The organism is Bradyrhizobium sp. NBAIM18, assembly GCF_020193825.1.
Taxonomy (GTDB): domain Bacteria; phylum Pseudomonadota; class Alphaproteobacteria; order Rhizobiales; family Xanthobacteraceae; genus Bradyrhizobium; species Bradyrhizobium yuanmingense.
The window spans coordinates 573,163-597,084 of record NZ_JADYVO010000002.1 but is presented as its reverse complement, the minus strand read 5'-3'; the positions used below and the strand labels follow the sequence as shown (position 1 = coordinate 597,084).

Genomic DNA, 23,922 nt, shown 5'->3' with positions numbered 1-23,922 from the left:
TCTCTGCGAGAGGCGCCTGAACGGATCCCATGAGCACGTCTATTCCAGACCATAGGCTGTCCCGCCGTGCGCTCCTCGGCGCGGGCGCGGCGATCGGAGGCACGGCCCTTGCGGGTCCATGGCCCATGGCGTTTGCCCAAACCGCTGGATCGCAATCCGGGCCCCGGGTCGCCGCGCTCGGCTGGGCCTGTGCCCAGACGATCCTGGCGCTCGGCGTTGTGCCGCTGGTGATTCCGGAGATCGAGCGCTATGGCCGGCTCGTCGTCGAGCCGCCCGTTCCGTCCGCGGTTCAGGAAATTGGTCTGCGTTCGGAGCCAAATCTCGAACTGTTGCAGAGCTTCGCGCCCGACATCATCGTCATCGACCCCAGCATTGCGGCCGCCGCCCCCCGGCTCAAGCTGATCGCGCCGGTCGAAACGTTCACGATCTTCAGACCCGGCGGGCATCCTCTCGACACGGCGCGCCATTCGACGCTGGAGCTTGCCAAACGTCTCGGGGTGCAGTCGGCGTGCGAAGCCTATTTCGCCCGTTTCGACGTCGCCATGGCCGGCTATCGTGAGCGGCTCCAGGGTCGCGGCGGCAAGCCGCTCTATCTCGTCAGCGAGATCGCGCGCAACCGCGCGCTCGTGTTCGGACCGAACAGCCTCTATCAGGAGGTGCTCGATCGGTGCGGATTGAAGAATGCCTGGACGGGACAGAGCGGCCCATGGGGCCATACCAGTGTTGGGCTCGAAGTGCTCGCCGCGATTCCGGACGCGCGGCTGGTGTTGATGACCTCGCGGGTCGCCGATGTCGAAGCGCTGCTGAAGGCAAGCCCTGTGCTTCAAACCCTGCCGTCTCTTCGGTCGCATCGGCTGACGGTCCTGGGTAACCAGTTCTTCTATGGCGGCGTGCCGGCGGCCGAACGTTTCGCCCGCCTTCTCGCCGAACGTCTGCCGCGGGAAAGCCATGAGCAAGGTTGAGGCACTGCCGGCCCGGTCCGGCTTGGAGATGCATCCGGCGGTGCTGATCGGCTTGCTGCTGGCAGCCGCGGCCGCGCTGACCTGGCGCAACCTGTCCGGATATCTGCCCGCAGGCGCCTGGCTGCCGGTGTTGTGGCGGCCCGAGGTCACCGATCCCCAGCAGATGCTGGTGCACTACACCGTGTTTCCGCGCATCGCAGTGGCGCTGCTGGCCGGCGCAGCCCTCGGTCTTGCCGGCACGGTCTCTCAGCAGGTGTTGCGCAATCCGCTTGCGGAGCCGAGCACCATCGGCGTCCTGAACGGCGCCTATCTTGCGCTGGCCGTGACGACCCTGTGGGCGCCGTCGCTGCTGGCCTTCGGCCGCGAGTGGATTGCGCTGTGCGGCGGGTTCGCTGCGTTCCTGTGCGTGTTCGGGCTGACCTGGAAGCGTGCGCTGTCGCCCGTCGTCCTGGTGCTTGCCGGATTGATCGTCAGCTACTACTGCGCGGTGACCACCCAGGCGCTGGTGCTGCTTAACCACGAATATCTGATCGGGCTGTTCATCTGGGGCGCCGGCTTCCTCAATCAGCAGAATTGGAGCAACGTCACGTTCCTTGCGCCGCGGCTGCTGATTTCGATCGTGCTGATCGCGGCGATGGTTCGTCCGCTGACCCTGCTCGGCTTCGACGACGAGACCGCGCGCAATCTGGGCCTCGGATTGACGAAGGCCCGGGTCTTCGCGCTCGTCATCGCAATCGCGCTCAGTGCGTCAGTCGTCAGCGTGGTCGGCGTTATGGGATTTGTCGGTTTGTCCGCGCCGGCCATCGTCATGCTGTCAGGCGCGCGCCGCTTTCGCGACCGGCTGATCTGGGCGCCACTTTGCGGCGCCCTGCTGCTGTGGCTGACGGATCAGCTCGTGCTTCTGATCCCGCCCGGCTATCGCGAAATGCCGGCCGGTGCAGTGACGGCCCTGATCGGCGCGCCAATGTTGCTCGTGCTGCTGCCGCGGCTGCGAGCCATCATGCCGATGGGAAACCTCACGCCATCCGCTCCGGCGCGTCTCAATCATCCTTGGCGCGTGATCCTTTTGGCCTTGATCTTGCTGCTCCTCGCCGTCTGGATCGCGCTGGCCCTCGGCGTCGGCTCCGACGGCTGGCGCTGGAGCGGCCTGTCGGGCTTGCAGGAATTCTGGCCGTGGCGCTGGCCGCGCGTGGTGTCGGCGCTGGCCGCGGGCGCGACGCTGGCGGTCGCCGGCACGCTGCTGCAGCGGATGACCGGAAATCCGATGGCCGCGCCGGAGGTCATGGGCATCAGCTATGGCGCCGCGATGGGCGTGATCGTTCTGCTCTATCTCTTTCCCGCGCACACCCGGCTGGAGCAGATTGCAGCGGCCGGGATCGGCGCCTTCATCGTGCTGGCGCTGGTGCTGCTGTTCAGCCGGCGGTCCGAGTTCAGTCCGGAGCGCGTGCTGCTGGCAGGCGTCGCCATGAGCGCGGCATTCGGCGCGATCATTGCCATGGCGCTGGCGACAGGCGATCCCCGCATCGGCACGCTGCTGTCGCTGCTGACAGGCTCGCTCTACCAGATCGGCCCGGCCGAGGCCGCAATCCTCGCCGCCGCGGCGCTCGTTCTGCTGATCATGGTGCCAATGCTGTCCCGCTGGCTTGATATCCTGCCGCTGGGATCTGCGACCTCGCGTTCGATCGGCATCTCGCTGACGCGGAGCCGCGTCATCATCATGCTGCTGACGGCGTTGCTGACGGCGACGGCCACGCTGATGGTTGGTCTTCTGAGCCTGGTCGGCTTCATCGCGCCACATATGGCACGGATGATGGGGGCGCAGCGCGCGCTGCATCAGGCGGCGCTGGCCGCGTTGATCGGGGCGATCCTGATGGTCACGGCGGATTGGGCCGGACGCATGGTGATCTTCCCGTTCCAGATGCCCGCCGGCATCTTCGCCATGATGCTTGCCGGACCCTATCTCATCTGGCTGCTGCGCCCGCAGCGCGGTTGACGGCGCTCACCGCGCGAAGCTGATGAGATGGCCATGGTCCGGCGACGGCATCACGCCCATGGGGATGCCGTAGATGGTTTCGAGCTCGGCCGGCGTCATGATCTTGTCCGGTGTGCCGCGCGCGATCAGCTTCCCGGAATGCAGCGCGATGATCTCGTCGCAGAAGCGGGCGGCCATGTTGACGTCGTGGAGCACCACGACCACGCCGAGATTGCGCTCGCGGGCGAGCTGCCTGACCAGCGACAGCACTTCGATCTGATGAGCGATGTCGAGCGCCGAGGTCGGCTCGTCGAGCAGCAGGCACTCGGCATCCTGCGCAACCAGCATGGCGATCCACGCCCGCTGGCGCTCGCCGCCGGACAACGTATCGACCAGGCGATCCGCAAAGGGTTCGATATGGGTCAACGCCATGGCGTTTGCGACCTTCTCGCGGTCGATGTCACCGAACCGTCCGAGCGCGCCGTGCCAGGGATAGCGGCCGAGTGCGACCAGCTCCTTGACCAGCATGCCGGCGGCGGGCGGCGTCTGCTGCGGCAGGTAGGCGACCTTGCGGGCATAGTCCCGATCGCTCCAGGCGCGCAGTGCGCGGCCTTCGAAACGAATCGTTCCTGACGAGCTCGGCTGCTGGCGCGACAACAATTTCAGCAAGGTCGATTTGCCGGAGCCATTATGGCCGATCAGCCCGACGACGCTGCGTGCGGGAAGGGATAGCGTCAGCGGTTCGAGCAGCGCGCGCCCGGCCACGGCGAAGCCGACCTGGTCGAGCTGGAACAAGGGCGCGGGCGCTTCCAGTGAGGCCTGCGTGACGTCGGGCAAGGCGAGCGTCCTTTCGCTCGTCTGCGCGTGTTGGATCGTCATGGTTGGCGTAGGCTCCAATAGGCGACGGCCAGAAGCTGGTCGCGGGAAAGCTTTCGCTCATCGCGCAGATGGTTGCGCAGGACCTTCAGCGCCTGCGCCTCACACGCGATCCAGGCGAAGACGTCCCGATGGTCCGGCCATCGCACCGCCTTGACGGCGTCGACCAGGAGCTGCGTCGTCCCGGCTGGACGGCCCTCGCGATGCAACCAGCGGATCGCTACCCCGGCCGGGGCGACCAGCGGAACGTCCTCGCGCCGATCCGCGACCTCGATAAAGGCCTCACCCGTCGCTGTCGCCGGCAGCGTCTCCAGAATTCGCGCGATGGCGGGCAGGGCGGTTTCGTCGCCCACCAGCAGCATCCAGCGCGCCGGGCGAATGCCCCGGCCGAGCGGGCCGGCCATGCCGCAGATGGCGCCGGCCGTCGCGTTGACGGCGAACGCCGAGCCCGGCCCGGCATGATCATGGACTACGAAGTCGATGTCGATCTCGCGGCTCTGCAGGTCGATGCGGCGGATCGTGTAATAGCGGGTGACGGGCCTGCGGTCGGGCTCCGGCCACAGGATGCGTCCGTCGGGCGCGGGCCACGGCCATTCGGGCTTGGCGAGGCCCTCGGGCGGGAAGTACAGCCGCACGTGCAGATCGTCGTCATTCGCGAAACGGGCGAGATCGTCGCCCGTGAAGGTCAGCCGCCGCATGTGCGGCGTCAGGGTGATCGCGGCCTTCAGCCGCACTTCACGGAAATTGGCCAGCGTGCCGCCGTTGGATTCGTGACCTGACCAAATGATGGTTGGGGCAATGTCGCCCGCGAACTCGATCACATGCGAGGCGACGACCGAGCGCAGCATTTCCAGATTGCCCTTGTCGTTGGCCTCGACGCGGATCTTGAGCGCTTCGGCCTCGACGGCGAGGGAACTGGTGCCGAACGGCAGTTTCGCGACCATGAGGCCGTCCCGGTCCTCGAACGCGATGTCATGCTCGGCCAGATGGTCGATCATCCGCGCAGCGAGGCCGGCGGCGTCGGGAAGCGCGATGCGGGTTTCGGAGATCAGCAAGTCCAAAGTCATTCTCCACCGGGCCTGTCCGATGCCGGCCTGCAAGCGCTTCAATGTCCGGATGTCGCGGCCTGGTACGGCTCTGGATCATAAATCCTGCTCGCTCGCCGGCTGCGATGCAAAAGCGATACTACCCGCATCATATTAAAGGCATTGCCGATCCCAAATTAGAATCCATCGAAAGAGCAGCGAAAATAAGCGCTGGAATTGCGGGGCCGCCATCATGTAATCGCATCACTTCGGCACGGCTTGTCCGTCCATATAGGTTCGCTTCAGGTCTCCTCCAGCGCGGCTCTCATCATGAACTCACGAAGCGGCCTGACCACGCAGATCCTGCAGCTCCTGCGGCCCTACTGGCCACTCGTGCTCGGCGGCAGCGTTCTCGGAGTGGTCGGCGGTGCCTCCGTCGCGGCGTTGCTCGCGGTCGTGAATCATGGGCTTTATGCCACGCAGGCCGACGTGGTAACGCTGTTTTTCGCCTTCGCTGGCCTGTGCCTTCTGATCCTGATCGGTTCCATTGGCGCCGACATCAGCGCCAATTATGTCGGACAGCGGATCATCGCCGAGCTTCGTAAGTCGCTCGCCGCCAAAATCCTGGCTGCGCCGATCGATCAGCTCGAAATCTATCGGACGCATCGCCTGATCCCGGTTCTCACGCAGGACGTCGACACGATCAGCGATTTCGCGTTCTTCTTTTCGTCCTTTTTCGTGTCGCTCGTGATCGCGCTCGGCTGCATGGTTTACCTGGCGGTGCTGTCTTGGCAGCTTTTCCTGATCACGGGAGTCGTCATCGTGCTGGGATCGCTGGCGCATGGATATGCGAGGACGCGCGGCGTTCGCGGCTTCAGCACCGCGCGAGAGGCCGAAGATCAGCTGCACAAGCAATATCGCGCGATCGCCGAAGGTGCCAAGGAGTTGCGCCTCAATCGGGTGCGCCGTCGGCGCGTCTATGTCGAGCAGCTCCAGCAGACCGTCGACCGGATCAGCTCGGTGCAGATCAGGTCGATCAATCTGTTCGTGACGGCGCGGGCGTTCGGGACGATGCTGTTCTTCGTCGTGATCGGCGTGGCGCTGACCTTGCGACCGTTCCTGTGGCCCGACAGTCCCGCTGCGGTGTCCAGCGGGTTCGTGCTGGTGCTGCTCTTTATGCGCGGGCCCATCGACCAGGTCATTGGCATCCTGCCGGCGCTCGGCCGCGCCCAGGTCGCGATGCGCCGCATTGCGGAGCTCTCGGAGCAGTTCTCGACCCCCGAGCACGATCTGCTGGCCAGTGCTCCCGCTGCGCCCGCCAAGACCACCATCGAATCCATCGAGCTTCGCGGCGTCACCTATGCCTTTCGCGCGGTGCCGGGCAGCGATCCCTTTGTCCTCGGGCCGGTTGATCTGTTCGTTCGGCAAGGCGACATCGTCTTCATCGTGGGGCAGAACGGCAGTGGAAAGACGACCCTGATCAAGTTGTTGCTGGGCCTTTATGCTCCGCATGGCGGCGCCGTGCTGTGTGACGGTTCGCCGGTCCTGACGGAGACACGCGACGATTACCGCCAGCTCTTCACGACCATCTTCTCCGACTATTATCTGTTTGAGGATCTCATTCGTGGGGAGGGCGTGGTTCCTGATGTGGCGGAACGCTATCTCCAGCGGCTGGAGATCGCGCACAAGGTCTCGGTCGAGAACGGCGTGTTCACGACGACGGACCTGTCGACCGGACAGCGCAAGCGATTGGCGCTGATGAATGCATGGCTCGAGGAAAGACCCGTGCTCGTGTTCGACGAATGGGCCGCGGATCAGGATCCGGCGTTCCGGCACATCTTCTATACGGAGCTGCTGCCCGATCTGAAGCGTCTCGGAAAGACCATCATCGTGATTTCACACGATGATCGCTATTTCGGGATTGCGGATCATCTGGTGCGGCTGCGCGACGGCAAGATCGTCGCAAGCGAGGCAAGGGCCAGCAACGTCGTTGGAGTTTCCGCAGTTCCAACCGATGCGCCGCTTTAGACACATTGTAGCGAGCCGCTGGCGCTATTTGTCGCACGCAATCACAGCATGCGATCCAGTTTTGCGACAGGCCGTCAGATTTGTAGAGAATCTAATCTGCGTGTGCGCGCATTTCTTGTCAGCCTGTAGGCGAGTGATCTACACCACGCCTCAGCGATGATCGATGCGAGGGCCGGATGAACAAGGCTTCGGATTCCGGGACTGGACCTCGTGCGTTCCCGGTCGGCCCATATTCCGCTCAGACCGTTTTCCAGGAGGGCGATCGCCTTCGCGTCGTCGCCGCCGATGTGACCGCGTTGGAACTGCGTCTGCGCGAGCGCGTCGATCACCTCGATATCCTGAATGCCTCGGACGACCGCGAGGTTGCGGCACGGGCGGTGTCGGCGTCCGCCGAGGCGCTGTTTGCCTGGCGACCTGGCGCCGATCGGCTCGTTCTGGACTTCGCTGGAAGAGCGCCGCTTGCACGAGAGCTGACGGAGAGTGGTCTCGCCATCATGTCCGAGGGGCAGCTGGTGCTGCTGCCCGAACTAGTCATGCAGCGGCGGGACAACTGGCTGGTCAACCCCGGGCGACCGCCATTGCCGCAACTCCACGTCATGACGGACGGCAAGCGCCATCCGCGCCGCGCCGCAAAGCCGGCGGGAAAGGTGTACGGTCGTTTCATTCCCTGGCTGTCGGAGGTCATCTCGTTTCGAGTGGCCGATCTCGAGAATGACCTCCATTTGTTGCACCGCTGGATGAACGATCCTCGCGTCGATGCATTCTGGAACGAGGCGGGCGATCTCGACAAGCATCGGCAATATCTGGCCGGCATTCTGGCCGATCCTCATATGCTGCCGTTGATCGGCTGCTTCGGCGAGCAGCCGTTCGGCTATTTCGAGCTCTATTGGGCCAAGGAAAATCGCATTGCGCCGTTCTATGATGCCGACGACTATGACCGGGGATGGCACGTGATCGTGGGCGAGGACGCTTTTCGCGGCGGTCGTTACGTCAGCGCGTGGCTGCCGTCTCTGATGCACTACATGTTTCTCGACGATTGCCGCACGCAGCGGATCGTCGGGGAGCCGGCGGCGGCGCACTCCCAGCAGCTTCGCAATCTCGAGCGCTCGGGGTTTGCGAAGATCAAGAATTTCGACTTTCCCCATAAGCGCGCGACCCTGGTCATGCTGTTGCGCGAGCGCTTCTTCGGCGATCGGCTTTGGCTTCCGGCAGCCGCCGGCCCAACGGTCTCGTCTTAAAGCGCAAGCGGAGCGCGGCTTCATGTCCCATCAACTTGCGATCGAGCACGACGTCATTGGCGTCGGATTCGGGCCTTCCAATCTCGCGCTCGCCATCGCATTGGACGAATGCGCGAAGCGATCACGGCTGAAATGCACGCCGCTGTTCGTGGAGAAGCAGCCGCACTTTACCTGGCATGGCGGCATGCTGCTTCCGGGCAGCGACATGCAGATATCGTTTCTCAAAGATCTGGTCTCCTTGCGCGATCCGACCAGTCCCTTCACCTTCGTGAACTACCTGCATAAGCGCGGCCGCCTACTGGATTTCATCAACTGCCGGACGTTCTATCCGAGCAGGGTCGAGTTCAACGATTACCTGCAGTGGGTGGCGAGCCATTTTAAGTCGCAGGCCGCTTACGGCGAGACCATCGTCGCCGTCGAGCCGGTGACGGCCGGGCAGACGGTGACGTCGTTGCGGGTGCATTCGCGCTCGCTCGCCGGCGGGGAGACCGTGCGGCTGGCGCGAAATCTCGTGGTCGCGGTGGGAGGCCAGCCCTATGTTCCGCAGGTGTTTGCCAAGGCTGCCGACGATCGCAGGCTGCTGCATTCCAGCCGCTATCTCGACCTGATCGAGCGCGTTGTCCCGCGCGGCCGGGCCGTGCGTGTGGCCGTCGTCGGTGGCGGACAGAGCGCGACCGAGGTAACGGTTGATCTTCATGGCCGATGTCCCGAAGCGCATATCGATCTGATCTTCCGCGGCCATGCTCTCAAGCCGTCCGACAGCAGTCCCTTCGTCAACGAGATCTTCAACCCCGACTATACGGACTTCGTCTACGCGCAGCCTGCCGAGCGGCGGGATGCGATCGTCCGCAACTTCCGGAACACCAACTACGCCGTCGTCGATGCCGACCTGCTGGACCAGCTTTATCGGCTGCTCTACCAGCAGCGCGTCGGTGGCGACACAAGGGTCATGTTGCGTCCCCGCAGCGAGATTTCCAATGTGGATGCGGGACCGGACGGCATCGAGATCGGCGTGATTGACAAGTTCCGCGGCGAAAACCGTCGTTCGACTTATGACGTGGTCGTGCTGGCGACGGGATACGACAGGGAGACGCCGCACGGGTTTCTCGAACCGATCCGCCGCTACATTCGCGATGCGGCGCTGGATCGCAACTACCGGCTCGTGACCAATCCGGCGTTCCGGCCGCAGATCCACCTCCAGGGCTATTCGGAGTCCTCGCACGGCCTGAGCGACACGCTGCTTTCGGTGATTGCCGTGCGGTCGCAGGAGATTGCGGAGTCTCTGCTCTCGACAATCTCGCGCCGGGAACTCATTGCCTAGAACACGATCCGGGAGAGATCGCAGCTCCAAAAGCCTTGCGCGGATGGAGATCGAAGCGCATCACGAATCGTCCCGTTCTCATTACACAATAGCTGGCGTTCTCTCGGTTACCCTGCAGGCGTGTTCCGCTGGCGCTTTGGGATTCCCGATCTAGAACCTGTCTAATCGAGATCAACCGCAGCGTGTACGTGTGAGACAACGCCGATTGGCTTTGCTAGAGGAGTTCTTAGAACGATCTTGGAACTTCTGAAAGTCTAGCTGGAATTGACCGTGAGGAAAGCTCTCGTTCCCAAGCAGGGGCAAAGCCTTCTCCCTGAGCGAATTGCAGGCATTCTGGTTCACAGTCCGCTTGCGGCGTTGGTTGGCAGAGAGCCCGTGACGCGCATGCACTACCTCCTCGAGATTGCGTCGCTTCACACCAAGACCGAGCTCCTGGCGCAGCCGGGCTTGGGACGCTCAGGCGTGCGTCGCATCGAGAACTGGATGGCCTTTCACGGACACCGCATGCGCGACGTGAATGAGAGTCTCGATAGCGTCATCTGCCGCTTTGCGTTCCGACGTTCTTCCGTTCGGAAAGGAAACGTTCGTCCTCTCCCCTTATCGGCGTCGCCCTCGCGTTTCACGCGGGCGGCTGGTGGCTAAGGCGGTACATGCGTGGGCACAAAGCAGGTCGATTGTTTTCAGACGCTGTCTCACGAGCTTGAGCATTGGACCGGCGCTCCCTGTCGAAGCCAGCGAGCTCGCCCGAGTGCTCGCGGGCGAGCTGCTGCTTGAGCTTGGTGTAGCGCCTCAGCGTATCCACGACATGTGCACCGGGAGATCAAGGCAATCTTCCGGCGGGCCACGTGAGCATGCACTTCGCGCGCTACTCGCCGGCAGCGGACTGGTCGCGCTCGACGTGTACGCGTTCGAGCGCGGCGCCGCGCCGTGCTGCCGCGAACCGCTTGCCGTCTGGTCTGGCGCCGGCCTTCCCCGCGCCGATTGGCTCGCAGAGCGTGCCATCGGGCCCGGCACGGTCATGAAATCCGCTATTCCCGTCGGGGGCTCGAAAGTCTATATGATCCATATGTTGTCTCATCGCTTTTCCGTGGCGCCCATGATGGATTGGACCGACCGGCATTGCCGGGTGTTCCACCGTCACCTGACGCGGCGGGGATTGCTCTATACCGAGATGCTGACGACCGGCGCGATCATTCACGGGGACCGGGTGCGGCTGCTTGGGTTCGACGCGGTCGAGCACCCCGTGGCACTTCAGCTCGGCGGATCGGATCCGCGCGAGCTCGCGGCGGCGGCACGGATCGGCGAGGACTTCGGTTATGACGAGATCAATCTCAATGTCGGCTGCCCGTCCGATCGTGTGAAGGATGGCCGTTTCGGCGCCTGTCTAATGGCCGAGCCGGAGCTGGTGGCGAGGTGCGTCGACGCGATGAAGCGCGTGGTCGCCGTTCCCGTCACGGTGAAGTGCCGCATCGGCATCGATGATCAGGATCCGGAGGTCGCGCTCGATGCGCTCGCGCGTGCGGTGGTCGCCGCGGGCAGCGATGCGTTGATCGTGCACGCCCGCAAGGCCTGGCTCAACGGCCTGTCGCCGAAGGAGAACCGCGATATCCCGCCGCTCGACTATGATCGCGTCTACCGGCTCAAGCGCGCGATGCCCGATGTGCCCGTCATCATCAATGGCGGCGTTCGGAGCATCGACGAGGCAAAGGCGCATCTTGCCCATGTCGACGGCGTGATGCTCGGCCGCGCCGCCTATCAGGAGCCGTGGCGGCTGCTCGCGGTCGACCACGAAATCTTTGGAGGGCCGGCGCCGCACGCCACCATGCAGGACGCGCTCGAGGCGATGATGCCCTACATCGAAGAGCAGCTCGCGCGCGGCACGCGGCTGCACGCGATCACGCGGCATTTCGTCGGCGCATTTCATGCTGTGCCCGGCGCGCGTGCGTTCCGCCGGCATCTGGCCGAGCAGGGTGTGAAGCCCGGCGCCGGTCTCGACGTGCTGCGCGAGGCGATTACGTGTGTCGGGGCCCGCGCGCCGGCTGAGGCGGCCTGAATGAGCGGGAGCATGATCCGGAAAAGTGCGCAGCGGTTTTTCGAAAAGATCATGTTCAAACAACAACCTAAAGCGCGAGACGATTCATCCTAATCGCATCGCGCTTTAGTCGACCGCCGTACGCGCGCGGCGGGGACTGCGCTGCTGTTCCGGATACCCTGTCAGCATCAGCGTGTCGGCGCGCACGCCCCAGCTTTCCAGCCGGTCGAGGAAGCTCATGCCGAGCAGATTGGTCTTCATCTGGCCGCGCTGCACGACGAGGGCCGGCACCGACTTCTCGACCAGCTTGCCGACGGCGAGACGGTCGAGCGTGAGCCGCGCTGCCTTGGTGTGGCCGCCTGCGGTCTCGAGATCGACGTCGTATTCAAGCATCTCGAGCGGCAGCCCGATCGCCCTTGCGGTTTCCCAGGTCAGCACCACCGACGTCGCGCCGGTATCGATCACCATCGGCGCAGTGACGCCGTTGATCTTCGCGCGCAGCGTGAATTCGCCGCCCTGGCCACGCGGGATCTGCACGGCCGGCGCCGGGGAGGCGGCTTGTGCGCGAAAAATATGCGAGACCTTGTGGCTGGCGCGCGCGATCTGGTCGGGATCGCCATAGGCGACGACGGCACCTGCCGTGCCGGCGAGCATGATCAGGACGAGCAGGAAGCGGATCATCGCGCGCCTCCAAGGGCACGCAGGCGGATCAGACGTGCTTTGGGGATCCAGCGATCGGCACTAGTCCGGCTTCCGTCATGCGCTCCGGCAAGAGGGCCATGATCGCGCGCCGGTCCGCGCTCTCCATGGCGTGCCAGCGTGCGATCTCCGGCAAGGTGCGGCCGCAGCCGAAGCACAGCTTGGTCTTGGGATCGATCATGCACACGGCGACGCACGGCGTTTCTTTGCTCATACGGACATAGTGAGGGATGATCGGGCATGTCTGCAAGCATCTCGTTAAGAGCCTGTGCCGGCACTCATGATCGGCTTGTGCCGCGGGCGTTTCTCGTCCGGCACGACGGAGCTCTCCGGCTGGAGCGGTGGAGAATCGTCCGAGAGTGGGGCAAGCGCGCTCATCACGCGCTCCGGCGGAAACGTGACGATCACCTCGGTGCCGATGCGCAGCTTCGATTTCAACGTGAACGTGCCGCCGTGCAGGTCGATCAGGTTCTTGGCGATCGGCAGGCCGAGGCCGGCGCCCTGTTCAGCCGACTTGATCGAATTGGAGCCCTGGCCGAACGAGGCGAGCACGACCGGGATCTCGTCCTCGGGAATGCCGGAGCCGGAATCCCTCACCGAGAGATATTGTCCGCCGGAGGCGGTCCAGCCGGCCTTGAGCCAGATCTCGCCGCCCTGCGGGGTGAACTTGATCGAATTGGAGAGCAGGTTGAGCACGACCTGGCGGATCGCGCGCTCGTCGGCCCAGAGCCGCGGCATCGCCTGCTCGAACACTTCGTGGATGGTGATGCCGCGGCTCGAGGCACGCAGCTTCATCAGATGATGGCAATCGGCGACGATGCCGACCAGGGACACCGCTTCCTCGTTCAGCTCGTAACGGCCGGCTTCGATCCGCGACAGATCGAGGATCTCGTTGATGAGGTTGAGCAGGTGCACGCCGGAATTATGGATGTCGGCGGAATATTCCTTGTAGACCGGTACCGCATGCGCGCCGAAAATCTCGCTCTTCATGACCTCTGAGAAGCCGAGGATGGCGTTCAGCGGCGTCCGCAGCTCGTGGCTCATCTGCGCGAGGAAGCGCGACTTGGCGACGTTGGCGGCTTCGGCGCGGTGGCGCGCTTCGTCCGAGATTGCCTTGGCCTGCTCCAGCTCGCCGATCAGCGCGTCCTTTTCCGCACGTGCTTCCAGCGTGGCGAAGGTGGAGGAGTGCAGGCGGTGCGCCAGCAGCACGAAATAGCCTTCGGCGGCGAGCGACAGCGCTGCCAGGATGTAATTATCTAGCGATCCGGTCGTCACGAAGCTCAGCGCCATCGCAACCGCGACCGGCGCCGTGGCGGCGAGGGCTGCGATCGGCAGATTGGCCGCGAGCATGCTCGATACTGCGATCACCAGCAGCATCAAGAACATCATCAGCGTTTCCGTGACCATGTCGAGCACGGGATGGATCAGGATCGCCATCCAGCACAGGCCATAGAGCAGGTCGAGCACGACGAAGCGCGTCCGCCATGCGCGTGTCGCGGCCGGAGAGGCGGGCTCGGTCAGGAAGCGCCGGCAACTGCGGATCATGGCGCTGTGGATGCAGAGCATGCCCGCGGTCCAGGCCGCGGCCGGGATCGGCTGCATCCACAGCCCGAACAGCACGCCGGTCGCCACCACCAGGAGCATCACGACATAGGAGGCCGACAGCCGGGTCTGGGCGTATTGCCGCAGCATCTCGGCGTCGAAAGCCGGCCGGGTTCCACTGGTCGACGTTAACTTGTCGCGCGCCTCGCGCACCCGCTGCGCCGCAGCCCTTCGGCTGCTCGCCGATGGCGCGCTCACCGGCTCGGCCGGAAGCTGCACGACCTCGGGCTTTTCAGCGGGGTTACTCATCAAGCAACACGGATTCCTGCCCACGCCGGACGCGGGCTTTCTGCATTGTCTATCTCTGGCAAGAAATCCTTAAGAGCTGACTTAAGGAGCTAAAGAATTACGTTAACCGGGCGTTAATTCCTACGCAGTCCGGGCGGCCGCTTTCATCAACCCCCGCGCTTCGATCATCTGAAGAAGACGAGCGTGACCAACCCGAAGACCGGCAGCAGCAGGACGGAGGTCCAGGCCATGTATCCGAAGAAGCCGGGCATTGCGACACCACTCGCTCGGGCAATTGCGTACACCATGAAATTGGGCGCGTTGCCGATGTAGGAGTTTGCGCCCATGAACACCGCACCGGCGGAAATCGCGGCAAGGGTCAAGGCGCCGTTCGTCATCAGATGCTTGGCATCGCCTCCGGCAAGCTCGAAGAAGACCAGATAGGTCGGCGCATTGTCGAGAAAGGATGAGAGCAGGCCGGTCAACCAGAAATATGCGGCATTGTTCGGCGTGCCGTCTGCGTTGGTGACCATGTTTACGACGGAGGCAAACGCGCCGGATTTGCCGGCGTTGAGAATCGCGAGCACGGGAATGATCGTGATGAAGATCGCGGCAAACAGCTTTGCCACTTCGATCATGGGGCCCCAAGAGAAGCCGTTCGCGTCGTGGTCCTCCTTCGAGGTGACGGCGAGAGATGCGAACACGACTCCGATCATCACGGCATCGCGCAGGAGATTCTGCAGCTGGATGTGCGTGCCGAGAACTTCAAATCCCCCGAGGTCGAGCTTGGCACTCAAGAGGATCGCAGCGATGATGACTCCCATCAAAGCGAAGTTGAGGCCGCCGCTGATCCGCAAAGGATTGTCAGGAGTTGGGTCCGGTTTGACGCGGCCTTCCTTGCGATAGAGATAAGTATCGATGCAAAAGAACAGGGCGAGCAGAATCCAGGCCGCGAACGTGGTCTGGGGAAGCAGGTGTGTCGTCGTCCAGAAAAAATCCACGCCACGCAGGAACCCCAGAAACAACGGGGGATCTCCCAGGGGGGAGAGCGAACCGCCGATGTTGGACACCAGAAAGATGAAGAAGATCACGACATGCGCGTTGTGGCGCCGATCGTCATTGGCGCGGATCACCGGTCGGATCATGACCATTGAGGCGCCGGTCGTGCCGATGACGCTCGCGATCAGAGTGCCGAGAGCGAGCAGCAGCGTATTCAGGACGGGGGAGCCGTGAAGATTGCCGCGCACCACGATTCCGCCGGCGACGGTAAACAGAGCGAGGAGCAGCAGAATGAACGGGACGTATTCGAGCAGCGCCGTATGAACGAGCGCTTGGACGGTTGGAAGCGGGCCGTACCAGATTGCAAGCGGCAGCGCGATCAGGGTGGCCCACATCGCGGCAATCTTGCCTTGGTGATGCTCCCAGAAGTGAGGCGCGGCGAGCGGAAATATGGCGATCGAGAGCAGCATCCCCGCGAATGGAAGCGCCCATTGCGGGCCAATGCTGGCCCCATCGAGCGATGCGGCAAGCGCCTGTGCGGGAGATCCAACCAGGATCAGGAGCGCGACCGGGAGCAGGCGCGCAACGACAAGGATGGCGGCGATCACGCTAGGCAAGGCTTCCCCCCGGAAGTCTATGGTTGTTTCGGTCGGCGCTTGACAGAACCTCGTCGCGGCCGAGGTCGCGACGAAGTTCGAAGCCGGCTACGCCGAACCAGGCCGCAACAGAGCGTCAGCGTTGCAGGCGTGCGAGCAGGCTCGACGTATCCCAGCGCTTGCCGCCCATCTTCTCGACCTCGGAATAGAACTGATCGACGAGCGCGGTCACCGGCAGATTGGCACCGTTGCGACGGGCTTCGGCGAGCGCGATCGAGAGGTCCTTGCGCATCCATTCGACCGCGAAGCCGAAATCGTACTTGTCCTCGTTCATGGTCTTGTAGCGGTTCTCCATTTGCCAGGACTGGGCGGCCCCTTTCGAGATGGTCTCGATCACAGCGGCGACGTCCAGGCCGCTCTTCTTGGCGAAATGGATGCCTTCGGAGAGGCCCTGCACCAGACCGGCGATGCAAATCTGGTTGACCATTTTGGTCAGCTGGCCGCTTCCGGCGGGCCCGAGCAGCTTGCACATCCGCGCATAGGCGCCCGTGATGATCGGCTCGGCCCCGGAATAGGCGTCCTGCGTACCCCCGCACATCACCGTCAGCACGCCGTTCTCTGCTCCGGCTTGGCCGCCGGAGACGGGGGCGTCGACGAATTTGAAACCGGCCTGGGCGGCGGCTGCGTCGAGCTCACGGGCGACCTCGGCGGAGGCAGTGGTGTGGTCGACGAAGGTCGCACCCTTCTTCATGCCGGCGAAGGCGCCGTCGGGGCCGATCGTGACCGCGCGCAGATCGTTGTCGTTCCCGACGCAGCACATCACGAAATCCTGACCCTCGGCGGCGGCCTTCGGGGTCGGCGCGGTCTTGCCGCCGAACTTGTCCGCCCATTCCTTCGCCTTCGCCGCGGTGCGGTTGTAGACGGTGACCTCATGGCCCCCTTTTTTCACGAGGTGTCCGGCCATGGGGAAGCCCATCACGCCAAGACCGAGGAAAGCGACTTTAGCCATAGTGGTACCTTGTCCGTAGTTCGGGTTTACGGTTCTTGCCAAGCGAGGGATGCCTGGGTTCCGCGGTGGGGCGGACCGGAGGCGCACCATAAACCCTTGAGGCCAGAGGGCAACGGCTTCGTTTGGCGGCCCGCCGTGCTAGGGTGGCAACCCAAGGGCTTCAAAACAAGGGAGCGAGAGCATGGGCGGCGTGAGCGTGGGCGTCCTCGATCATTTCAACATCCGGACCCGGAATCTGGCCGAGACCGTCCGCTTCTACGAAGACGTGCTGGGTCTGGAAAAAGGCGCGCGGCCGAACTTCGCCTTCCCGGGCGCCTGGATGTACAGCGAGGGCAGGCCGGTGGTTCACCTCGTCGACATTTCCCCGACCGACGAGCCACAAAAGCCGGATTCCGGCGTTGTCCACCATGTCGCCTTCGCCAGTCGCGGCTTTGACGGTATGAAACAGCGGCTGGCGTCAAAGAAGATCAAGTTCGAGGCCCGCCAGGTGCCCGGTGGCGATCTCTGGCAGATCTTCGTCCACGACCCCAACGGGGTCATGATCGAGCTGAACTACGAGGCTGCCCTGGAGCAGGGGGCGGCGCCGGCCGAAAAGGCGGACGATAGCGGCAGACAGTAGCCTTTTGGGCGTTTCCGCTCTAATGGGGCATCCTCAACTGCAGGAGATGCGCTTTGAGCGTGACGCAGCAACAGGTTCTCGATAGCCTCGCCAGGGTCCAGTCGCCCGGTGGGGTCGCGCTCCCCCATGCCAATGTGCTGAGCGCGATCAGCGCCTCCGACGGCAAGGTATTCTTCTCGATCAATGTCGACGCCGCCGAGGCAAGGGCCTGGGAATCCGTCCGAGCCGAAGCGGAAGCCGCCGTGCGCAGCATTCCCGGTGTCACCACCGTCATGGTGGCGCTGACCGCCGAGCGCAAGCCGGGCTCCGCGCCGCCGCCACCCCCGCAGCCGAGCCGCGGCGCGCCCGGCGTGCAGCCGGCCCATGCCCACAAGCCGCCGCAGGGCGGGGGGTCGCCGATGGCGCGGCAATCGGAAATTCCCGGCGTTGCCGCCGTGATCGCGGTCGCCTCCGGCAAGGGCGGCGTCGGAAAGTCGACCACGGCGCTCAATCTGGCGCTCGGCCTGCGCGACCTCGGCCTCAAGGTCGGGTTGCTCGATGCCGACATCTACGGCCCCTCGGTGCCGCGCCTGACGGGCCTGCGCGACAAGCCGGAGCTGAACGACGAGCGCAAGATGATTCCGCTTCGGCGCTTCGGGCTCGCCATCATGTCGATCGGCTTCCTGGTCGAGGAGGAGACCGCGATGATCTGGCGCGGCCCGATGGTGATGTCGGCGGTGACGCAGATGCTGCGCGACGTCGAATGGGGCAAGCTCGACGTGCTGGTCGTCGACATGCCGCCGGGCACCGGCGATGCCCAGCTCACGCTGGCGCAGAACGTGCCGCTCAAGGGCGCCGTGATCGTCTCGACCCCGCAGGACCTGTCCCTGATCGATGCGCGGCGGGGGCTTGCCATGTTCAAGAAGGTCAACGTGCCCGTGCTCGGCATCGTCGAGAATATGAGCTACTTCCAATGTCCGCATTGCGGCACCAAGTCGGATATTTTCGGCCATGGCGGGGCGCGGCACGAGGCCGAGAAGCTCGGCGTCCCATTCCTGGGCGAGATCCCCCTGCACATGGCGATTCGCGCCACCTCGGATGCCGGCAATCCCGTGGTCGACAGCGAGCCGGACGGCCCTCATGCGGCGATCTACCGCGCCATTGCCGGCCAAGTCCGGGACCAACTCAAGGGCGTCATTGCGGCGGCCTGACCGGTCGCCGCGGCAAGCTCCGGGGACATGCGACTTTCGTAGAGCCCCGTCATGCCATTGTCGCGTTCCGAAACCGGGCTGGCCGTGTTAAAGGCCCCCCGCAGTCAAGCCCCTTCGGTTCGACGCGACCTCAACGCGTCGCCGGAACGAGCGGCGGCAAGAAGAGAAGTCAAGGGGAAACGCCCCAGCAAGGAGAGACCTGAAGATGAAGCGTCGTGATTTTCTCAAAGTGTCGGCAGCAGGCGCGGCGGCGACCGCGGTGGCCTCGCCGGCGATCGCACAGTCCTCGCCCGAGGTGAAGTGGCGCCTGACTTCGAGCTTCCCGAAGTCGCTCGACACCATCTATGGCGGCGCCGAGCAGGTGGCGAAGTACGTCGCCGAGATGACTGACAACAAGTTCCAGATTCAGGTGTTCGCCGCCGGCGAAATCGTCCCCGGCCTCCAGGCGCTCGATGCGACCTCGAACGGCACGGTCGATATGTGCCACACCGTCTCGTACTATTATGTCGGCAAGGACCCCACCTTCGCGATCTTCGCCTCGGTGCCGTTCGGCCTCAACGCGCGCCAGCAGAATTCGTGGCTCTATCAGGGCGGCGGCAACGAGCTCGCCAACGAGTTCTTCAAGAAGTCGAACGTGATCGGCTTCCCATGCGGCAACACCGGTACCCAGATGGGCGGCTGGTTCCGCAAGGAGATCAAGACCGTTGCCGACCTCTCCGGCCTCAAGATGCGCATCGGCGGCATCGCCGGCCAGGTGCTGCAGAAGGTCGGCGTGGTGCCGCAGCAGCTCGCCGGCGGCGACATTTATCCCGCGCTGGAGAAGGGCACGATCGACGCCGCCGAGTGGGTCGGCCCCTACGATGACGAGAAGCTCGGCTTCGCCAAGGTCGCCAAGTACTACTACTACCCCGGCTTCTGGGAGGGCGGTCCGACCGTCCACGCCTTCGCCAACCTGGAAAAGTTCAATGCGCTGCCGAAGAACTACCAGGCGATCCTCACCAACGCGACGGCGAACGCCAACAGCTGGATGGCTGCGCGCTACGACATGCAGAACCCGGCGGCGCTGAAGCGCCTGGTCGCCGGCGGCACCCAGCTGCGTCCATTCACCAACGAGGTGCTGGAAGCCTGCCTCAAGGCGACCAACGAGCTGTGGGCCGAGGTCTCCGGCAAGAACGCCGACTTCAAGAAGTCGATCGAAGCCATGCAGGCCTACCGCTCCGACGAATATCTGTGGTGGCAGGTTGCCGAATATACCTACGATAGCTTCATGATCCGCTCGCGCACCCGCGGCTGATCTACGGCTTAGGTCGTAAGACCACTAGCCCGGCCTCCCCAGGAGGCCGGGCTTTTTCTTTGCGATCGGGATGGCATTCGGTCCCGTGATGCTCCATTCTGTCGGCAAGCCTCGCAAAGAAGGCTCCACAATTAGATCCATCAGGGTAGGAAATCATGAAGAGAAGAGACTTCATCAAGGTCACAGGACTTGGTGCGGCCGGCGCCGCCACGCTCGCGGCTCCCGCGATCGCGCAGTCGATGCCGGAAATCAAATGGCGCATGCCGACGAGCTGGCCGAAATCGCTCGACACGCTGTTTGGCGGCGCCGAGATGATGTGCAAGATGGTTGCCGAGGCGACCGACAACAAATTCCAGATCCAGATCTTCGCGGCCGGCGAAATCGTGCCGGGCCTGCAGGTGCTCGACGCCGTGCAGAACGGCACCTGCGAGATCGGCCACACCGCGTCCTATTATTATTTCGGCAAGGACCCGACCTTCACCTTCGGCTCGGCCGTGCCGTTCGGTCCCAACATGCGCATCAACCAGGCCTGGTACATGCTGGGCGGCGGCCGCGACGTGCTCAACGAGTTCTACAAGAGCTACAACGTCGTCTCGCTGCTCGCGGGCAACACCGGCTGCCAGATGGGCGGCTGGTTCAGGAAAGAGGTCAACACGCCCGACGATCTCAAAGGCATGAAGTTCCGCATCGGCGGCTTCACCGGCCGCGTGCTCCAGAAGCTCGGCGTGGTGCCGCAGCAGCTCGCCGGCGGTGACATCTATCCGGCGCTGGAGAAGGGCACGATCGACGCCGCCGAATGGGTCGGGCCTTATGACGACGAGAAGCTCGGCTTCTACAAGATCGCGCCGCACTACTACTACCCCGGCTGGTGGGAAGGCGGTCCGATGCTGATGGCTTTCGTCAACCTCGACAAGTGGAACGCGCTGCCGAAATATTACCAGAGCGTGCTGGAGCAGGCCGGCCACTACGCCAACAATTACATGATGGCGCGCTACGACAACGCCAATCCGCTGGCGCTGAGGAAGCTGCTCGCGGGCGGCACCAAGCTGCACGCCTTCTCGCCCGCGATCATGGATGCCTGCTACAAGGCGGCCAAGGAGCTGCACGCCGAAGTCGCTGCGACCAATCCGAACTTCAAGAAGGTGAACGACTCGCTCGCCAAGTTCACGAGCGACGGCTATTCCTGGTTCCAGGTGGCCGAGGTCGGCTACGACATCTTCATGGCGCGGCGCTCGCAGAGCTGATCGCGTCCCGATCGAATGCGGCACGCCCCGGAGCGAAAGACTCCGGGGCGTTGTCGCTGCTGTTGGGAGGGCGTCCAACCAAAACATCGAAAACAACCCCATGCACAGTAGACCGGGGCAGCGATATCAATGACTTGACTTCGTTACCACGAGCGATTGCGAAATTACCGAAATTTTTGACCCGTCGGGCAAAACAGTGGTAGACGTGCATCATCGCCCGATCCGAAATCGTGGCGTTGAACGATGCCCCCGATGCGCTTCGATCCCGATGAAATTCAAAGAGCGCTGCGCAAGGCCTGGTCGGTGTCCTTTTCCGTTAGTGCCGGCGCGCGTCGTAATGGAAAGGTCCGCGCGTTGGGGCAAGCTGAGTCGTAGCAGCCGAGCTTATTTGCCGCCAGAGGCGGACCATCGGTCGGCTGCCGAGCATCGGAAGCGCGGCTAGCGAACGACGCCTGCTGCGTCTCTTGCGCTTGGCATGAGCCAGTCGAGCCCGAGCAGGGCAGCTTCGAGAATGACGAAGGCGACAATTCCGCCGATCCAGCCGAAGAACACGATCGAAAAGGTGCCGAGCAGGATCGCGCAGAAGACGTCGGCGAGCACCTTGCAAATGCGGAAGGCTTGGTCTTCGCCAGATGGAAAATACGACATCGGGCTCCTCCAGGCGCTCATCCTGAGCGCTTGGATTTAACGACACGCCAAAACGAATGTTCCGTGGGTCAATCTTCGGCCGGCGATGATCATGTGGTCGATGACCGGGTTCATGCGCAGCGCTGGCTTACACCGACCTGACAAGGAGAGGCTATTCGGCGCTTTTTCGCTGGCCGCGGCGCCCCGAATGCTGGAAAAGAGCGCAGATGCGGCGGGAGCGGTGCGGTATCAGGAACGTCCAGCGGATATGCGATGCGGCTTCTGATCGTCGAGGACAATGCCGAGCTGTCGCGGCTCGTGGCCGGTGGGCTGGCCGCAGCCGGCTATGAGAGCGACATCGTGGGCAGCGCGGCCGAGGCGCGCGAGGCGGTGAACAGCGTCAGCTATGCCGCGATGATCCTCGACCTCGGTCTGCCCGATGCCGACGGCCTGTCGGTGCTGCGCGAGTTGCGTCACCAGATGGAGCCGCTGCCGGTCTTGGTGCTGACTGCGCGCGGCGGCTTGCAGGACCGCGTCACCGGCCTGCGCAGCGGCGCCGATGATTATCTGGCAAAACCGTTTGCGATGGAGGAGCTGGTGGCACGGCTGGAGGCCATCCTGCGCCGCCCCGGCCAGTTGCTCGGCCGCTCGCTCACTCTCGCCAACCTCGTCTACGACACCGAGAGCCGGCAGATCTTCGTCGACGACCAGCCGCGGATCATCTCCGCGCGCGAGACCTCGGTGCTCGAGATCCTGCTGCGCCGGCAGGGGCGGGTGGTACCGAAGAAGAACGTCGAGGACCACATCTTCGGCCTCGACGGCGAGGTCGCCTCCAACGCGGTCGAGGTCTACGTGTCGCGGTTGCGCAAGCAGCTGACCGAGCACGGCGCCAAGGTCGTGATCCATACGATCCGTGGCGTCGGCTATCTCATGACCGAGGAGAAATAGCGTGCCCGCCGCGGGCCGTGCCGGATCGCTGACCTTCAAATCGCTGATCTCGCGCATCGTGTTTCTGCACATCGTCGCGGTCGCGATGGTCGCGATCTTCCTGCCGCTGGTGTTGTTCTGGCTGCTCAACTCCGAGATCGACCAGCTGCATCGCGATGCCATGCGCGCGCAGGCCGAGGTGCTGGCGGAGCGCATCGTCGCGCAGCCGGACGGCACGTTGACCTTCAACCTGCCCGACAGCCTCAAGGGGCTTTATTCGGACGCCTACGGCCGCTACCAGTTCGACATTCGCGATGCCGACGGAAGGTTGCTGTTCTCCTCGCACCGGCGTTCCGCCGCGACGGCGCCCTCCCGTTTCTCCGACACCGTCTCCGGCGCCAGCGTCACGCGAGACGTTGCCGGCAAGACGGTGCGCATCCAGGTTGCCGAGGATCTGGCCCACCGGGACGTCATCATCGACGATATCGTCTCGAACTTTTTTCGGCGGGTCGGGTGGATCACCGTCCCGATCCTCCTGGTCCTGCTTGCCATCGACATCATCATCTTCCGCCGCGCGATCGCGCCGTTGTGGAAGGCCTCCCAGGAGGCCAGCAACATCGGCCCTGCACGCACCGACATTCGCCTGCCGACCGAGCAGATTCCGCGCGAGATCGTGCCGCTGGTCACCGCCGTGAACCAGGCGCTCGACCGCCTCGAGGCCGGCTTTCGCGTGCAGCGGCAGTTCACGGCGGATGCCGCGCATCAATTGCGCACGCCGCTGGCGATCCTGCGCACGCGGATCGAGACGCTCGGCGACGGCGCCGAACGGCAGGCGCTGCATGCCGACATCGAGGCCATGAGCCGGATCGTCGCCCAGCTGCTTGAGATCGCCGAGCTCGACACCCTGGTGCTCGATCCCCGCGAGGCCGCGGATTTGCGCGCCGTCTGTGCCGAGGTGGTCGGCTCGATCGCCCCGTTCGCGATCGCGCAACGCAAGGACATCGCGCTGAAGGGCACCGACGCACCGGTCCTGATCCACGGCAATTCGGAGATGCTGCAGCGCGCGGTGTTCAATCTTGCCGAAAACGCCATCAAGTTCACGGCGGAGGGCACCACCGTCGAGGTCGAGGTGGGGGAGGACGGTTCGGTGCGGGTGCGCGATTCCGGCCCGGGGATCGCGGAGGCTGAGCGCGAGCTGATCTTCCAGCGCTTCTGGCGCGCCGACCGCCGGCGCAGCGACGGTGCGGGGCTGGGACTCTCGATCGTGCGCGCCGTAGCGGACGATCACGCCGCCACGGTCGCGGTGCAGAACCTCCCCGGCGGCGGTGCGGAGTTCACGCTGCGGTTTCGGCTGGCGGACAAGGTCACGATGGGGGAGGAACTGGCCCGGCAATGACAATGCACCTCGTGCGCGGAGCAGGGAGGCCCGGATGG

20 protein-coding genes are annotated in these 23,922 nt (G+C 64.2%); 12 read left to right on the top strand and 8 right to left on the bottom strand.

Translation table 11 applies throughout. The annotated features are described in order from the left end of the window. The first annotated feature begins 125 nt into the window (after positions 1 to 125). A complete protein-coding gene (locus I6F17_RS06940; RefSeq protein WP_225129629.1) occupies positions 126 to 962 on the top strand; it encodes an ABC transporter substrate-binding protein in 837 nt (278 codons plus the stop codon). After that, positions 949 to 2,955 carry a Fe(3+)-hydroxamate ABC transporter permease FhuB gene (gene fhuB / locus I6F17_RS06935; RefSeq protein WP_225129632.1) on the top strand — a complete coding sequence of 669 codons (2,007 nt, stop codon included), beginning with the start codon at positions 949 to 951 and terminating at the stop codon, positions 2,953 to 2,955. The genes I6F17_RS06940 and fhuB overlap by 14 nt, the downstream gene beginning before the upstream one ends. 6 nt (positions 2,956 to 2,961) lie before the next feature. Here fhuB and I6F17_RS06930 read toward each other — a convergent pair whose 3' ends face one another. Both I6F17_RS06930 and I6F17_RS06925 read right to left on the bottom strand, forming a co-directional pair. Further along, positions 2,962 to 3,813, bottom strand: a complete 852-nt coding sequence (locus I6F17_RS06930; RefSeq protein ID WP_081494481.1) for an ATP-binding cassette domain-containing protein — start codon at positions 3,811 to 3,813, stop codon at positions 2,962 to 2,964. Further along, positions 3,810 to 4,910, bottom strand: coding sequence for a siderophore-interacting protein (locus tag I6F17_RS06925; RefSeq protein WP_225129634.1), 1,101 nt, complete (start codon positions 4,908 to 4,910; stop codon positions 3,810 to 3,812). Before I6F17_RS06925 ends, I6F17_RS06930 begins: the two co-directional genes overlap by 4 nt. 255 nt (positions 4,911 to 5,165) lie before the next feature. Here I6F17_RS06925 and I6F17_RS06920 point away from each other — a divergent pair, with 255 nt between their 5' ends. The 4 genes from I6F17_RS06920 to dusA all read left to right on the top strand — a co-directional run bounded on the left by I6F17_RS06920 (position 5,166) and on the right by dusA (position 11,475). Continuing rightward, positions 5,166 to 6,863, top strand: a complete 1,698-nt coding sequence (locus tag I6F17_RS06920) for a cyclic peptide export ABC transporter (RefSeq protein WP_225129636.1) — start codon at positions 5,166 to 5,168, stop codon at positions 6,861 to 6,863. Between the two features lie 176 nt (positions 6,864 to 7,039). Next, positions 7,040 to 8,101, top strand: a complete 1,062-nt coding sequence (locus I6F17_RS06915) for a GNAT family N-acetyltransferase (RefSeq protein ID WP_225129638.1) — start codon at positions 7,040 to 7,042, stop codon at positions 8,099 to 8,101. 22 nt (positions 8,102 to 8,123) lie between these two features. Continuing rightward, positions 8,124 to 9,422, top strand: a complete 1,299-nt coding sequence (locus tag I6F17_RS06910) for a lysine N(6)-hydroxylase/L-ornithine N(5)-oxygenase family protein (protein ID WP_225129641.1) — start codon at positions 8,124 to 8,126, stop codon at positions 9,420 to 9,422. Positions 9,423 to 10,488: 1,066 nt separating this feature from the next. Further along, entirely contained in the window at positions 10,489 to 11,475 is a 987-nt protein-coding gene (dusA, locus tag I6F17_RS06905) for a tRNA dihydrouridine(20/20a) synthase DusA (protein WP_225129707.1), read from the top strand. A 105-nt stretch (positions 11,476 to 11,580) separates the two neighbouring features. Here dusA and I6F17_RS06900 read toward each other — a convergent pair whose 3' ends face one another. From I6F17_RS06900 to I6F17_RS06880, 5 genes are all read right to left on the bottom strand, one after another. Beyond that, complete coding sequence (locus I6F17_RS06900) at positions 11,581 to 12,135, bottom strand: TIGR02281 family clan AA aspartic protease (protein ID WP_036001607.1); 555 nt, start codon at positions 12,133 to 12,135, stop codon at positions 11,581 to 11,583. A gap of 28 nt (positions 12,136 to 12,163) precedes the next feature. Next, positions 12,164 to 12,367 (bottom strand): DUF1289 domain-containing protein, encoded by a 204-nt coding sequence (locus I6F17_RS06895; RefSeq protein WP_036022214.1) that lies wholly within the window; start codon positions 12,365 to 12,367, stop codon positions 12,164 to 12,166. A 44-nt stretch (positions 12,368 to 12,411) separates the two neighbouring features. After that, positions 12,412 to 14,004, bottom strand: a complete 1,593-nt coding sequence (locus I6F17_RS06890; protein WP_225129643.1) for a HAMP domain-containing sensor histidine kinase — start codon at positions 14,002 to 14,004, stop codon at positions 12,412 to 12,414. Between the two features lie 164 nt (positions 14,005 to 14,168). Beyond that, positions 14,169 to 15,590, bottom strand: a complete 1,422-nt coding sequence (locus I6F17_RS06885; RefSeq protein ID WP_225129645.1) for a sodium:proton antiporter — start codon at positions 15,588 to 15,590, stop codon at positions 14,169 to 14,171. Between the two features lie 124 nt (positions 15,591 to 15,714). Beyond that, entirely contained in the window at positions 15,715 to 16,587 is an 873-nt protein-coding gene (locus I6F17_RS06880) for an NAD(P)-dependent oxidoreductase (protein ID WP_225129647.1), read from the bottom strand. A 181-nt stretch (positions 16,588 to 16,768) separates the two neighbouring features. Here I6F17_RS06880 and I6F17_RS06875 point away from each other — a divergent pair, with 181 nt between their 5' ends. The 4 genes from I6F17_RS06875 to I6F17_RS06860 all read left to right on the top strand — a co-directional run bounded on the left by I6F17_RS06875 (position 16,769) and on the right by I6F17_RS06860 (position 20,934). After that, complete coding sequence (locus I6F17_RS06875; RefSeq protein WP_225129649.1) at positions 16,769 to 17,206, top strand: VOC family protein; 438 nt, start codon at positions 16,769 to 16,771, stop codon at positions 17,204 to 17,206. 53 nt (positions 17,207 to 17,259) lie between these two features. Beyond that, the gene (locus I6F17_RS06870; protein ID WP_225129651.1) at positions 17,260 to 18,396 is read left to right on the top strand and encodes an Mrp/NBP35 family ATP-binding protein; all 1,137 of its coding nucleotides are present in this window, start codon (positions 17,260 to 17,262) and stop codon (positions 18,394 to 18,396) included. A 205-nt stretch (positions 18,397 to 18,601) separates the two neighbouring features. After that, positions 18,602 to 19,690 (top strand): TRAP transporter substrate-binding protein, encoded by a 1,089-nt coding sequence (locus I6F17_RS06865; RefSeq protein ID WP_225125873.1) that lies wholly within the window; start codon positions 18,602 to 18,604, stop codon positions 19,688 to 19,690. 155 nt (positions 19,691 to 19,845) lie between these two features. Beyond that, on the top strand, positions 19,846 to 20,934 hold the full coding sequence (locus I6F17_RS06860; protein WP_036001586.1) for a TRAP transporter substrate-binding protein: 1,089 nt from the start codon (positions 19,846 to 19,848) through the stop codon (positions 20,932 to 20,934). A gap of 438 nt (positions 20,935 to 21,372) precedes the next feature. Here the strand turns inward: I6F17_RS06860 and I6F17_RS06855 are convergent, their stop codons facing one another. Further along, positions 21,373 to 21,582, bottom strand: coding sequence for a hypothetical protein (locus I6F17_RS06855; RefSeq protein WP_036001583.1), 210 nt, complete (start codon positions 21,580 to 21,582; stop codon positions 21,373 to 21,375). Between the two features lie 252 nt (positions 21,583 to 21,834). Between I6F17_RS06855 and I6F17_RS06850 the strand changes: the two genes are divergently transcribed. Further along, the gene (locus I6F17_RS06850; protein WP_036034504.1) at positions 21,835 to 22,509 is read left to right on the top strand and encodes a response regulator transcription factor; all 675 of its coding nucleotides are present in this window, start codon (positions 21,835 to 21,837) and stop codon (positions 22,507 to 22,509) included. A gap of 85 nt (positions 22,510 to 22,594) precedes the next feature. Continuing rightward, positions 22,595 to 23,884 carry an ATP-binding protein gene (locus I6F17_RS06845; RefSeq protein WP_225129709.1) on the top strand — a complete coding sequence of 430 codons (1,290 nt, stop codon included), beginning with the start codon at positions 22,595 to 22,597 and terminating at the stop codon, positions 23,882 to 23,884. Positions 23,885 to 23,922: the final 38 nt, after the last annotated feature.

Coding starts and splice junctions, on each gene's coding strand:
- I6F17_RS06865 (WP_225125873.1), top strand. CDS start 18,602: ATGAAGCGTCGTGATTTTCTCAAAGTGTCGGCAGCAGGCGCGGCGGCG.
- I6F17_RS06940 (WP_225129629.1), top strand. CDS start 126: ATGGCGTTTGCCCAAACCGCTGGATCGCAATCCGGGCCCCGGGTCGCC.
- I6F17_RS06855 (WP_036001583.1), bottom strand. CDS start 21,582: ATGTCGTATTTTCCATCTGGCGAAGACCAAGCCTTCCGCATTTGCAAG.
- I6F17_RS06920 (WP_225129636.1), top strand. CDS start 5,166: ATGAACTCACGAAGCGGCCTGACCACGCAGATCCTGCAGCTCCTGCGG.
- I6F17_RS06910 (WP_225129641.1), top strand. CDS start 8,124: ATGTCCCATCAACTTGCGATCGAGCACGACGTCATTGGCGTCGGATTC.
- dusA (WP_225129707.1), top strand. CDS start 10,489: ATGTTGTCTCATCGCTTTTCCGTGGCGCCCATGATGGATTGGACCGAC.
- I6F17_RS06930 (WP_081494481.1), bottom strand. CDS start 3,813: ATGACGATCCAACACGCGCAGACGAGCGAAAGGACGCTCGCCTTGCCC.
- I6F17_RS06890 (WP_225129643.1), bottom strand. CDS start 14,004: ATGAGTAACCCCGCTGAAAAGCCCGAGGTCGTGCAGCTTCCGGCCGAG.
- I6F17_RS06900 (WP_036001607.1), bottom strand. CDS start 12,135: ATGATCCGCTTCCTGCTCGTCCTGATCATGCTCGCCGGCACGGCAGGT.
- I6F17_RS06875 (WP_225129649.1), top strand. CDS start 16,769: ATGGGCGGCGTGAGCGTGGGCGTCCTCGATCATTTCAACATCCGGACC.
- I6F17_RS06895 (WP_036022214.1), bottom strand. CDS start 12,367: ATGAGCAAAGAAACGCCGTGCGTCGCCGTGTGCATGATCGATCCCAAG.
- I6F17_RS06915 (WP_225129638.1), top strand. CDS start 7,040: ATGAACAAGGCTTCGGATTCCGGGACTGGACCTCGTGCGTTCCCGGTC.
- I6F17_RS06850 (WP_036034504.1), top strand. CDS start 21,835: ATGCGGCTTCTGATCGTCGAGGACAATGCCGAGCTGTCGCGGCTCGTG.
- I6F17_RS06860 (WP_036001586.1), top strand. CDS start 19,846: ATGAAGAGAAGAGACTTCATCAAGGTCACAGGACTTGGTGCGGCCGGC.
- I6F17_RS06845 (WP_225129709.1), top strand. CDS start 22,595: ATGGTCGCGATCTTCCTGCCGCTGGTGTTGTTCTGGCTGCTCAACTCC.
- fhuB (WP_225129632.1), top strand. CDS start 949: ATGAGCAAGGTTGAGGCACTGCCGGCCCGGTCCGGCTTGGAGATGCAT.
- I6F17_RS06880 (WP_225129647.1), bottom strand. CDS start 16,587: ATGGCTAAAGTCGCTTTCCTCGGTCTTGGCGTGATGGGCTTCCCCATG.